Source organism: Thermogemmatispora sp. (assembly GCF_019683635.1).
Lineage (GTDB): Bacteria > Chloroflexota > Ktedonobacteria > Ktedonobacterales > Ktedonobacteraceae > Thermogemmatispora.
Window position 1 is genome coordinate 1 of record NZ_JADGIA010000164.1, and the last position, 12,150, is coordinate 12,150.

General features: G+C 60.1%; 8 protein-coding genes. 4 read left to right on the plus strand and 4 right to left on the minus strand.

Features of this window, described 5'->3' with window-relative positions; translation table 11 throughout:
* From IRZ31_RS16065 to IRZ31_RS16080, 4 genes are all read right to left on the minus strand, one after another.
* Positions 1-330: DNA methyltransferase (locus IRZ31_RS16065; RefSeq protein WP_297155435.1), on the minus strand; the 330-nt coding region annotated here is incomplete at its 3' end.
* A gap of 526 nt (positions 331-856) precedes the next feature.
* Entirely contained in the window at positions 857-2,758 is a 1,902-nt protein-coding gene (locus IRZ31_RS16070) for a cellulose binding domain-containing protein (protein ID WP_297155437.1), read from the minus strand.
* 241 nt (positions 2,759-2,999) lie between these two features.
* Positions 3,000-4,457, minus strand: coding sequence for a cellulase family glycosylhydrolase (locus IRZ31_RS16075; RefSeq protein WP_297155439.1), 1,458 nt, complete (start codon positions 4,455-4,457; stop codon positions 3,000-3,002).
* Positions 4,458-4,590: 133 nt separating this feature from the next.
* Positions 4,591-6,708 carry a glycoside hydrolase family 9 protein gene (locus tag IRZ31_RS16080; protein WP_297155441.1) on the minus strand — a complete coding sequence of 706 codons (2,118 nt, stop codon included), beginning with the start codon at positions 6,706-6,708 and terminating at the stop codon, positions 4,591-4,593.
* Positions 6,709-7,287: 579 nt separating this feature from the next.
* On the opposite strand from IRZ31_RS16080, the gene IRZ31_RS16085 reads away from it, so the two are divergent.
* From IRZ31_RS16085 to IRZ31_RS16100, 4 genes are all read left to right on the plus strand, one after another.
* Positions 7,288-9,012 carry an ABC transporter ATP-binding protein gene (locus IRZ31_RS16085; RefSeq protein WP_297155443.1) on the plus strand — a complete coding sequence of 575 codons (1,725 nt, stop codon included), beginning with the start codon at positions 7,288-7,290 and terminating at the stop codon, positions 9,010-9,012.
* Between the two features lie 130 nt (positions 9,013-9,142).
* The gene (locus tag IRZ31_RS16090) at positions 9,143-9,730 is read left to right on the plus strand and encodes an ECF transporter S component (protein ID WP_297155445.1); all 588 of its coding nucleotides are present in this window, start codon (positions 9,143-9,145) and stop codon (positions 9,728-9,730) included.
* A 258-nt stretch (positions 9,731-9,988) separates the two neighbouring features.
* Entirely contained in the window at positions 9,989-10,900 is a 912-nt protein-coding gene (locus IRZ31_RS16095; protein WP_297155447.1) for an energy-coupling factor transporter transmembrane component T, read from the plus strand.
* 172 nt (positions 10,901-11,072) lie between these two features.
* Positions 11,073-11,975 carry a hypothetical protein gene (locus tag IRZ31_RS16100; RefSeq protein ID WP_297155449.1) on the plus strand — a complete coding sequence of 301 codons (903 nt, stop codon included), beginning with the start codon at positions 11,073-11,075 and terminating at the stop codon, positions 11,973-11,975.
* Positions 11,976-12,150: the final 175 nt, after the last annotated feature.

The following is a 12,150-nucleotide window of genomic DNA, read 5'->3' on the forward strand; positions in this document are numbered from 1 at the left end:
ATAGAAGATATCTAGAGGAAATACCTCGCCATCCTCAACAAAATTGCCGACTTGCCAGCAGATACTACCCCGGGGACTGGTGACGCGGATGACCTCATCGATGACGGCCTCTTGCTCTTGCAGGTACGACAGCACATCCTTGCGCCTTTCATACTCCTTCCCCAGATTGTAGGGTGGGGAGGTAATGACCAGGGCGATGCTTTCTGAGGGCAGCGTCTTCAGAAAGTCCAGGGCCTCGCCCTGATGAACGACAATCCGTTGCTGGCTGTCGAAGTGCTCGACGCAATTGGGTGCTGACGACTCTCCAAAAGATAGTTGGTGAGCTTCCATAGCGGCTGTGTGCCTATCCTCCCTTGCCTCTTCCTTCGATTTATGCGCCGCGTAGTGAGAACTGGACCGCACCACTACGCTACGCGCCTGACAGAGTCTCTCTGCTGGTGGATTGAGAGAGCCTTATCTTCCGTGAGCAGCTTTATCTCGCTCTGGTGAAACTATGGTAGGGCCGTAAGGATTTGTCAAGACCTTTCCCCTTGTCAGACTGTAGAGAGAAGGAGGCACCAGGCAGAGCAGTGATGAACCTGGCCTACCTGGCGCCTCTTCAGGAGAAAAGGCCTCACGTTTTCAGCAGAGAAGATGCGTGGAGCAGGTGCCCGTGGAGCGTCTGCCCTCCCGCCGCGCCGCTCTCACCTGCGTTGGGCGGTGCGCTAGCTCCGACGAGCACCGCTGCTCTAGCGTCAGCTCGGTGGGCGGTTCTTGCCTCCTTTCCTTAAATGGAATGCCTGTTACTGCTGAACCAGATCGATCGGAAGGGAAAGAGGCTATTGTCCTCTCTCGCTCACCTGCAGATCATCCCGGTCTAGACGACGCTGCAGGTCGCGCCATTGAGCGTGAACGAAGTTGGCGCGGGATTGCTCCCGTTCCAGCTAGCCAGGAAGCCTGGCGATGCACCCAGAGTGGCACCTGCCGGGATCTGGGCGTTGTAGGAGGCATTGGTGATCGTCACCTGGGCCCCTTGCTGCGTATAGCTCCCGTTCCAGAGCTGGGTGATCTGCTGACCAGCCGTGAAACTGAAGCTCAAGGTCCAGCCATTGATGGGGCTGCTGCCTGTGTTCGTAATGGTGATGCTCCCCTGGAAACCGCCCGGCCACTGGCTCACGACGCTATAGTGCACTTGACAAGAAGCGCCTGGAGTCGGAGTTGGGGTCGGCGTGCTGGTCGGTGCCGGTGTCGGTGAGGGTGTCGCCGTCGGGCTGGGAGACGGTGCTGGGGTCGGCGTGCTGGTCGGTGCTGGTGTGGGGGTCGGCGTACCGCCGCCGGTGCCAGCCGGGATGACGTAGGTCACCAGCGAGCGCGCCGGCACGGTCGCACTGAAGGAGCCGTTGCTCACCGACAGGGTCGCCTGAGCCGCTGTGTTGTTATTATTGTTTGTCAGATAGGGGGTCACCGTCGCCCCATTAGCCACATTGGTGTTCTGCAGTGAGAAAGTCGTCGCTGTATCGCTGCTCGCCAGATTGATGACCACAATGGCCAGCGTGCCGTTGGTGTTGCGATAGGCTGAAACCAGCAGGTTGCTATCCGAGCTGCTGGCGCCAATGCGCACCGCGCCGGGCCGGATGAAGCGGCTGTAATTGGCGAAGGCCCACAGGCGCTTCGACGGCGTGATAGTCGAGCCATTGAGCTGGATCAGGCCCTGGTTATCGGTCGAGACTGAGGTGCTGGCAACGCCCCACCAGTAGAGGAAGGCGCTCAGGTTGGCCGAAGTCAACCCGACATGGATATGCTGAGCCCAGGTCAGGCCAGAGGCGTCGCTGCCATCATCCCAGGCGGCATCAAAGCTATCGAAGGTCGACCACTCAGTCTCCCAGACCGGCTTGCCGTTGGAGTTGAGCGGCGAAGTCGGAGCGGCGGTATAGCCGTGGCTGGAGATAACCTTGACGTAGGAATTGGCCGTTGCATCGTTGACAATGGCGCTGGTGTAGCTCGGAGCCAGGTCCCAGCCCTCGGCATCGCAGCAGACAATCTGCGTCGACAGGCCCGCATTCGCCAGGGTCGGCCCCAGGATCTTGGCAAAGTCGGCGGTTTGTGTCGGGTTCATCACCATGCTGGAGTAGGAGGTGGACAGATTCGGCTCGTTGACAAAGCCGATGTTGGTGATGGTTACGCCTGCCGCCTGATAATCCTTAATATACTGCACGAGATAATTCGCGTAAGCCTGACGCCAGTCACCCGTGCTGCACGTAGCAGCACCTGGTGCACCGCACAGCGTGCCACCGTTGCTCTCGGAGCCGTTGGTCTTCATGAAGCCCGGGGCGCTCCAGGCGTCGGCATAGATGCGCGTCACGCCGTAGTTCTGAACCACTTGCTGGGTCAGAGGCAGCTGGCCCCAGTCGGTCCCGATGGGCACATACTGAGGCGTGGCCGTCGGGCTGCCCGGGCTGTTCGGCTCAATCGTATGGTTGCTGTCGGAGGGGATCAGGTTGCGCAGAATGGTCAGCCCGGCTCCGGTCGTCGGGCTGAAGAGCAGGTCCAGCATCTGCTTCTCCAGCGTGGAACCGGCGTTGATCATGGCGTCGGCCTGCCCGAAGGCTTCGGAGGCGCCAAAGCCGTCGATCGTCTGATAGGTCGTGGCGCCGTTAATAGTGACGCTTGAGGCCGCGTAGGCCGGGTGCGCCTGGACAACGATGCTAAGCGCCAGGGCGCCGATCAGCGCCAGGAGCGCCAGGCCAGCGCACAGGGTTTTGAGCTGTTTCCTGAGCATAGCCTGTCTTCCTTTCTCCAGAGGACTCTCCTTGTTGTTTGGTCAGTTGTTCAGGTAAGTTGGTGTGGGTGAAGAGATTTATGTGAACGGGCGCCAGGCTGAGCCAGACAGTCTGGCCTTCACCACGGCTGGCGCGCTGAAGACCAGACTTGACCCCAGCTCAGCGCTCGTCACCTGCGAGTTAAGAAGGGCAAGCCATTTCTTGTCACCACCCCACCGTCCGGCGTGGACCAGCCTGTAGCTAGACTGTGTTGCAGGTCACGCCGTTGAGGGTAAAGACTGTCGGATCGGTGTGGTTGCTTGTCCAGGTGCCATTGAAACCGATGGAGACCGAGCTACCGGCGGCGATGACATCGTTGTAGCCGATATCGCGAGCCGTGACCTGCTGACCCTGCTGACTCCAGGTGGCGCTCCAGCCTGCCGTGATCTGCTGGTCCCCGGGGAAGGTAAAGACCAGGGTCCAGCCAACAATGGAGGCGTTGCTGATGTTGCTGATCGTAATGTTGGCCGTCATGCCACCGGTCCAGTAGCTGGCGCTGTAGTGGACCGCGCAGTAGTGGCCAGGCACGGGTGTGGGCGTCGGCGTGGGCGTGACGCCATTAGCAAGGTCCGTCAGGTGGGTCAAGAGTCCTTGCCCGTAGGGCGTTGGTGTGCCGCTGTAATCGGTGATGAGCGATGGGAAGCTCCAGCAGTTGTACGTGTCCCAGGCCCAGGCCAGATAGCCGATGTTGTTCTGGTCCAGCCAGGCCATCGCCATATCGATGAAGCCGTGGGCACAGTCGTTCTCACCGATCTCACCGGCAATCACCGGCACCTGGGCGGCAACTGGTGCTACCGTCAGAACCCAGCAATTGACGTAGTTACATGTATTGAAATTGTAAAGATGGAAAGAGGCGGCCAGGTTGTTCAACGGATCGTTTGGCTTATGGGAGAGCCAGCCTGACAGGTCGTTGGCGTAGGCCAGGCCGCCGAGCATGATCACATTGGTGGCCCCGGTGGCGCGCACGGTGTTGACCAGCGTCTGCATGCCGGCCACGGCAAAAGGCACGTCCGTGCAGGGGCTGGCGTTAGCTGCCGTGCTGCCGTTGAGCCAGCAATCCCAACTCGTGGTGAAAGGCTCGTTGTATAGATCGAAGATCACCGATGAATTGCTCTTGAAGGTATTGGCCACCGAGGTCCAGAAGGCTGGAGCGTGGTCCAGGTCAGGCATGGCAAGCTGTTTGTTAGCTTGCTGGGTGCCGGGGGCGCTCCAGTGCAGGTCGAGGATCGTGATCAGGTTATTGGCGGTCAGCAGGTTGACGTAATCGATGATGGCCTGCCGATACTGGGCCGCGGTATACTGGGCGGCAGGATAGCCATTGATCCCAAGCCAGCAATCCTCGTTGAGCGGGAGGCGCACGGCATTGATGTGCCAGCTCATCATGGCGGCCACCGAAGCGGCGTCGCTCGGCCCGTCGAAGACGGTGGTATCGCCAGCGGCGTCGCACATATACTCGGTGCCAGAGCGATCCACTCCCAGCGGGCGAACCGGCTGGCCGGCGCCATTGAGGAGCTGGTTGCCCGAGACGTGCAGGCCGCTGTAGGAGACGGCGGCCTGGGCACGTTGCGCATGCTGGGGCGCGTACCAGATCAGACCTGCCAGCGCTAGCGCCAGTAAGGCGAAAAGCACCGGCAGGCCGCAGGACAGGGCTTTCTTCACGAGCGTTCCCTCCTCATGTGTTGCGGCTGTCTCATCCCTGAGAGCAGGCCCCCTCAGTTCCTGCTGCCTTTGTCTCTTGATGACTTCAATGCCCGTCTTGTCTCCCCAATGAGGGAGGAAGCCGCCGCGGAAGTTATGACTTTGGCGGCTCCTGCCCAAAGACCAGCGTGCCGTTGCGGTAGACGGGTATGTACTGGGTGACGGCCTTGGTCGAAGTCAGACCCTGGCGGCTCCAGTCGTTCGACGAGTCCCAATGGTACTTGTAGTCACTGCCAATGGCCACAATCAGCGCGAATTCGAGATCGCGCGTATACCAGAGCGGGTAAGCTGACCAGTCGAATTCGTAGTAGTAGACCGTGGTGGAGTTCCCCCAGGCATAGGGGCCGTGCACAGCGACCGGGCCTCCATTAGGCAGGTACTGGTTCTGGTCGTAGTAGATGGCCACCGAGACCGAGTTGATCGACTGACCGATGGCCAGCAGCTCGCTGATATTGAAGAAGTAGCGCACCTTGAGGCCGGTGACGAACTGTGGCGGCTGGGTGGTGTCGCTATGGAGCGTCAGGGTGATCTGCGTGCTCTGGTTGCTGTCCTGATTGACCAGCGCTTCGACGAAGAAGGGATTAACCGGTGTTTCTGCGGTCGAGAAATTGGGATTGGGTTGTTGGCCGGAGCCATAGTAGTAGTAGTGGCCCGCCAGCGCCCCAACGAAAGCTGCGCTGTAATCGACCGCCACCTCGTTGTAGACGAAGTCATTGGTGGCATCGTCGTGGTAGTCGCTGGTGTCTGGGCCGCCGACCAGGCCACCCCACAGCGTATGGCGGTGGTTTGGGGGATCAGACATGCTGTTGGTGAAGGAGCCGTGGGCCGCGCGATGGTGGGGATGTTTGGCCGAGTTGGAGGCGAAGCCCACCATATAGCAGCGGTTCATAGGATTGCTGCCCAAGATATAGTTCATCTGCCCCAAGGCCCAATCCGAGAAGCGTGAGTCACCGGTGTATTTGCGATAGACCAGAGCGCAGAGCTGGGCGGCGGCGTTGTAGCGGCAGGACCCCCAGGTATTGATGACCATGAAGCCGCCGGGCGTGGGCTTCAGGAAATTCTTGTCGTTGGGGTCCTGATGCGGCACGTTGGACCAGTATTCGAGGTTCCAGCGGGCAATGTACCAGTGCTTGGGATCGTTCGTAATGGGCGCGAGCTTGAGGAACATGCCGCCCCAAACGGCATCCCAGCAGTGGACCCAGGTATTTTGCCAGTTATCCTGAGTGCTGTTCATAATGGCCTTGAGGTAGCCGGTATAGTGGCCGCTGGAGTCGGTGGCGATAATATCGTTTAGATAGGACTGCTGACCGGTGGCGATGTAGAGCCAGATAGCGGCCCAGGCCAGGTCGTCGCTGTCGCCGCTGGAATTGTAGAAGCCGCCGGAGTAGCCAAGACCGCGATTGGCGACGGCGAAGCGATAGAGGGCCTTGGCGTAGTCCAGGCATTTGGCGGCGTAGCTGGAGTCGCTGCTCTGGCTATTGAGGTACATGATGGCCAGGGCAGCAGCGGCCTGCCCACACATGTCGCTGGCCGGCGTCTCGGAGGTGGCGAAGTAGGCCGGGCGCGCCAGGTTCTCCACTTCGGGCGGCGCCCAGACAGTATGATCGATGGAGCCTTCGCCAACCTGGTAGCAGAAGGCCACGACGTTGCCGCTGCTATCGCGGAAGGTGCAACGCATCAGATAGTCGCAGCCCCAGCGCAGGATGGCCATCATGTGAGCGTCCTGCCCGGCGGAGACGAAGGCCTGGCGGAATTCGTAGAAGCCCCAGCCCAGCGTAGAGATGGCGTACGCTTGAGGCAGGCCAAATTTAACGTGGTCGCCAGCGTCGTGGAAGCCTCCGCTGACATCGACGGTGCCTTTGCCTGCCGGATCAAGCACCTGCCGATGGGCGGCAATAAAGGAGGCCGACATGTTGGTCCCGACGTTGTTGCTGTTCTTGGGTTGCAAGGGAACAGCGGTGTCGGAGAGATCACAGTCACCACGCCAGGGTAGGAGGCCACCAGTAACGCCTGGCCCGGATTTCTGGGCGTCATAGAAGTAGATTGACATCTGTAAGGCTGCGGCCAGGTTGTACTGGGGAGTGGGAGCTGCGCTTACTCTCAGGCTGCTGTCAACGCCCGCAAGTGCCGCTCCCAGAGAACCTAGCGGCAGCGCTACCAGCAAATTGCGCGATTGCTGCAGCAGTTCGCGCCGCGATATGCGGGTAGACACGGTCTGACTCCTTTCAAGACTCTCCTGGGTATCATCCTTGACTCGCTCGCTCGTGTCTTGTCCTGTATAGTCAGCGCGCTGCCTTCCGCCCGCCTGCTAGCTGGTCGCTGGCCAGCTCACGGCGAAGACAGACAGGCCGATCACCACAACGCGCGCAGATCGCTAGCGCGTAACCAACCACCTGGAGGCGAGCGCGCCGTACTGAGTCAACGAGGCCCGGCCTGCGCTCCTTGTCTGGCTCCTTCCACTTTCCTCTGCCGGGGAAGGCTGGTGCTCTGCACTGTCTGCCTGAGAGCAGTATAGGCAGACGTCGCGGCAATGGCCAGAGCAGATAGAAGGCAGATGCCAGTCAGTGAGATGACAGCTAGCTTTGTCCCAGCTTGCGTACTTTCCTTGTATTGATGAGATTACAGCAATTGCGGTATCTCTGTAGTAGTTGTTCCAGCAAGACTCGACAAGATTGACAGCTTCCCCTGTCGCTCGGTACAATTAGAAAAGAGTCAATCCTATTTGGTTAGAGGGCTTCCACTGTTCGTGAAGTCGTCTGCGTTCACTGGAAGCAACAGGTAACACGTATAGATGGTTACTCATCCCGACAACACGAGAGATGCATCGCAGGACGCACCTCCGGCTGTTGCTGTCAAGGGATTGAGCTTTCGCTATCGCGCCCTCGATGAAGAGTCGCCCCCTGCGAAGAAGACCAGAAGAGCTGTCCCTGATTCCTCGGCTGCCGGGGCGGAGGCGGAGCCGGAACCGCAGTATGCCATTCGAGATATTTCCTTCTCGCTCGCGCATGGGGAGCTTTTGCTCATTGCCGGGCCGAGTGGCTGTGGCAAGAGTACGCTGCTCAAGTGCCTTAATGGTCTCATCCCCCATACTTTCCGTGGCGAGCTGAGTGGGGAGATTTTAATCGAAGGTCGTTCTGCTGCTGGTATGAGCCTGCGGGAGCGGGCGCGCTACATCGGTACGATGTTGCAGGACCCCGAGAAGCAGATTGTCGGCAGCACGGTTGAGCAGGAGGTCGCCTTCGGCCTGGAGAACCTGAATGTGCCGCGCGCTGAGATCCGTCGGCGAATCGAGGCTGTGCTGCGGCGTCTCCATCTGGAGGCCTACCGTCAAGAGGCAACCTTTGCCCTTTCAGGCGGGCAGCGCCAACAGGTAGCAGCGGCTGGGGTCCTGGTGATGCAGCCTTCGATCTTTCTCTTTGATGAGCCGTTTGCTAATCTGGATGCGCGTGCTATCGATGAGCTGGAAGAGCTGATCAATGGACTGCGCGCCGAGGGGCGGGCCGTCATTATTGTGGAACATCGCGTGGAGGAGACCCTCAAGCTGCGCCCCGATAAGGTGCTCTTAATGCGGGACGGGCGGCAGGTCTTCCTGGGCGATGGGCAGTCCTTTCTGGAAGTGGCCGATCCTGAGCAGGTGAAGCTGCCGATCGAGGCAACGCTGCGCCGAGCCGCCGAGCCGCGTCAGGTGGTAGAGCAGCTTGTGCGTCCGATTGTTACCAGGCGCGCGGCGACGGCGGGGGCCGGCACGGACGAGCCGGTGCTGGTCTTCCAGGATGTCCACTATCGCTACGAGGCCGATGGCGAGGAGATCCTGCACGGCATTTCATTCAAGGTGCGCCGTGGCGAGACGATTGCTCTGCTTGGGCCGAATGGGGCCGGTAAGACTACCCTGGTGAAGCAGGCGCTGGGGTTGCTGCGTCCGACGGCGGGCGCGGTCTTTCTCTATGGAGAGGATACGCGCAAACTCAGCGTGGCACAGCTGGCGGCGCGCATCGGCTACGTCTTCCAAAGTCCAAGTGCCATGCTCTTCGCCCCTACGGTTCAGAAAGAGCTGAGCTTCGGCCCCGAGAATCTACGCTTCCCTCCTGAGCGGCTCCAACGCGCTGTTCAGCGGGCAGCCGAAGCCCTGGATGTGGCCCGTTTTGCGGAGCGCTCGCCTCTTTCGCTCAGCTTCGGGCAGCAGAAACGGGTCAGCATCGCTTCAGTACTGGCGATGGAGAGCCGTATCCTGTTGCTGGATGAGCCAACGGCGGGCCAGGATTATCGTTCTTATATCTCCTTTATGGAGCATCTGCGGGAGCTTCCTGAGCTGGATGCTCTCCTCTTCATTACGCATGATCTCGATCTCGCGCTGCGTTATACTCAGCGCGTTCTTCTCCTCAAGGATGGCCATCTGGTGGCTGATGGAGCACCGCTAGAGGTGCTGGCCGATCAGACCCTGCTGGAAAGCTGTAACTTGCGCCCTACTTCGCTCTTGCGCTACCTGCTGACGGAATGTAGCCGCAGCCTGGCGTGAGGGGCGAAGGTGAGTAGAGCTGTCCGCTCTTCTCCACTGGTTTGATTCTTCCTGTGGCTGTCGTCCCTGGTCTGTGTTATCCCAAGGATCTGCGATCATCGCGATCATCCAGAAAGGAGTTCATTGTTTTATGGCTACGACCGAGAAAGAGAACCTGCGTGAGCGCGAGGTCACGAGCCGGGTCTGGGGTATTGGGGTCCGGCACATTGTCTACATGGCGCTCGGGGCGGCTCTCTATGGCATTTTCAGCTACTTCACCAATATTCTCCAGCTGCCTAGCGCTGGCAATGTCTCGTTCCGTCCAGCCATTGTCATCCCCCTCTTTTTCGGGGCCGTCTTCGGTCCCTGGGTTGGCCTCTTCTCCGGCGGGGTGGGCAATCTCTTGGGCGACTATATCTCGGGCTATGGCGTCTACTGGAACTGGGATGTGGGCAATGCCCTCATCGGCTTCATCGCCGGCCTGGTGGTCTACTTTACCTGGGGCGTCTATCGCCATTCGCGCTCTATTGTGCTGGCGGAGGTCTTTGCCGCGCTGGGCGTGATCATCGGGATTGGCTTCGCCTCCTATACGGAGATCTGGCTCTCGAAGCTGACTTTTGTGACCGCTACCACTGGCTATCTGCTGCCGGCAGCGCTGTCCGACCTGATCAATGGCCTGATTCTCTTGCCTATTTTGCTGCTGGCTTACCGGGCCGCGGTGGCCCGCTTCGGGCGCTGAGCTGACTGGTCGCCCTGCTCGCAAGGCAGTCTCAGGCCCCCACGCCGCAATCTGATCGGCGCTGCGGGGCTAGCAGGCGGCGCTTTCTGCTCTGCTCTGGTCTGATCGGATCGGTTCTGTTCTCGGTCGGCTGATCGACCGGGAGGAGCGAGCGGGCGGCAGCAGGACGAGAGTAGCTGTGACTGGCCTCTTGGCTCTGATGCCGCCGCTCTCCTTCTCTTCCTTGCTCTGTGGTGTTGGCAGAAGGAAGCATGTGCCATGTTGATAACACTCCCTTATATCAAGCGTGATACGCCTATTCATCGCCTTGATCCACGGGCCAAGCTGCTCTTGCTACTGGCCTATGGTCTGGCAGCGGCCCAGACGTCGAATGTCTGGCTGATTCTGGCCGGCTTTGTGGGGGCAGCCTGCTACTATGCGCTGGCGCGTCTGAAGTGGTCAGAGACAAGACGAGCCTGGCTGTTCATTATTTTCCTCAATGTGATCCTTGTCTTTGGCAACTACTTTCTCTCCGGTGGGGCCATTGTGCAGGGCATTGACCTGAGCCATCAGCATCAATTGTTCTCGCTGCCGTTTCTCGGCTTTCTGAATCATCCTCCCTACATTGGCCCGAAGCCGCTGGTCTTCAGCGTGGAGAGCATCACCTACATGCTGACGATGGGCCTGCGCAACTTCAGCATTGCCTTCCTGGCGGTGGCGATCCCCTATACGACCAATCCGGGTCAGATTGGGGTGGCCTTCAAGCAGCTGGGCCTGCCGGACCAGTTCGCTTATGCGATCGACCTCTCGTTCCGCTTCCTGCCGACGCTGGCCCGCGATTTCAGTGTGACGCTGGATGCTCAGCGTGCGCGGGGTTTTGAGTTGGATAAGCTGCGCGGCGGTATCTTCGGCAGGATCGCCCGCCTGGCGCCGCTGGTGGTGCCTATTGTGATCGGCTCGGTGGTGGGGGCGGAAGATATTGTCAATGCAATGGAGCTGCGTTGCTTTGGCGTGGGACGACGCACCTGGCTGACGGAGCTGCAGACCCGCCCAGTCGATCGCCTGCTGATGGCTCTGGCCATAGCCGTCTTTGTGCTGGTGACGGCCCTGAACATTCTGGGCAACTTCTATGCCAGTGGCCCGCTGCACCTCCTCCATGAGCAGGGTCTGCCGGCTTTTCTCCTGCGATGAGTTGTCAGTGGGCGAGGTCGGTCGCCTTTGATGATCCCTCTAACCGGCCTCGCTCTCTTTGGGCAGACCTCGGGGGCTGAGCTGCAGACCAGATGGCCCAGGCCGTGCCGGGACTCGGCTTCTCTTGCTATGATATAGACGACAGCTTGTTTTTAGGCGAATGAGGTCCCGGATGAGACGTACGTTTCTGACACGCCTGCGGATCAATGGCTCCTATTATGTGCTTGGGGGGCTACTGTTGCTGCTCGGCGCGCCGCTCTATCAGTGGCTCTGGCTGCTACCGCACGGCTATGGGGAGGCTCTGGCTGCCGCCAGCCGTGGCCAATTGGCGGTCTATGTCCTCTGGCTTCATCTCCATGTGTGGTCTTTTGCTTTCTATCGCCTGCTCCAGATGGTGGCCTTTGCTCTCACGCTCAGCCTGCCCTTCACGCTCTTCCGCATCATTGTCGCCCAGGAGGTGCTGGGACGCGACGAGGGGGAGGGAGCCGAAGCGACAGCCGCTGCCAGCGAGGCCTCTCCCTCTGCCGAAGAGCTGGAGACTGCTGATGGCCGACAGAAAGCAGCTGCTGCCAGTGACAAGCCATTGCCGCAGACGGCTGAGGAGCTGCTGGCCATTCCCTGGCGTGGGAAAGGGTTTGCGGTCATCGCGGCCTGGAGTGGCATGGTGGGTATTCTCTTGCTGGTCTTGGGCAATCTGGCCAGTACAGTCTATCAGATAGGGGTGGCACGCACTTTCACGGCTGAGGCAACGCTGACGCCGAGTTTTGCCCTGGTGGTGGGGATATGCACGCTCGTAAGCAATACAGCTGGAGGGCTGCTAGTGGCACTGGCGACCCTGCTGTTCGGAGTCATTATTGTGCGTAGTGGCCTGCAGCTCTGGCCGCCACTCTGGGTGGCCCTGGGTTATGTGGCCATTCTGCTGGCGCTCTTCCTGATCGGCAGTGCCGTGCAGGTGGCTCTGGCACCAGCCAGCGGTCAGGCGTTTTTGACGACACCGGCTTTCTTGCTCTTCGCCCTCTGGACCTTATGGCTGGGCCTCATCCTGGTGCGGCTGAGACCCGCGCCTGCCTCCTGACGCTGGCGGGCGGGCGGGCCGCGTGAGCCTGAGCGGCGGCCCGCTTGCTCTCTCCCTCTCCTCCGTTCCTCTCCCCAAAAAAGAAAGAAACGGGATATCTGAATCCCCACCACCGCGCCCACAGAGTGGTAGAGCGACTCCCGTCCCCTACAGTATAACCTAAATGCCTCTTGTA

Bases quoted from the DNA above. Each gene is read 5' to 3' on its own strand.
- IRZ31_RS16070 (WP_297155437.1), bottom strand. From the start codon at position 2,758: ATGCTCAGGAAACAGCTCAAAACCCTGTGCGCTGGCCTGGCGCTCCTG.
- IRZ31_RS16090 (WP_297155445.1), top strand. From the start codon at position 9,143: ATGGCTACGACCGAGAAAGAGAACCTGCGTGAGCGCGAGGTCACGAGC.
- IRZ31_RS16085 (WP_297155443.1), top strand. From the start codon at position 7,288: ATGGTTACTCATCCCGACAACACGAGAGATGCATCGCAGGACGCACCT.
- IRZ31_RS16095 (WP_297155447.1), top strand. From the start codon at position 9,989: ATGTTGATAACACTCCCTTATATCAAGCGTGATACGCCTATTCATCGC.
- IRZ31_RS16100 (WP_297155449.1), top strand. From the start codon at position 11,073: ATGAGACGTACGTTTCTGACACGCCTGCGGATCAATGGCTCCTATTAT.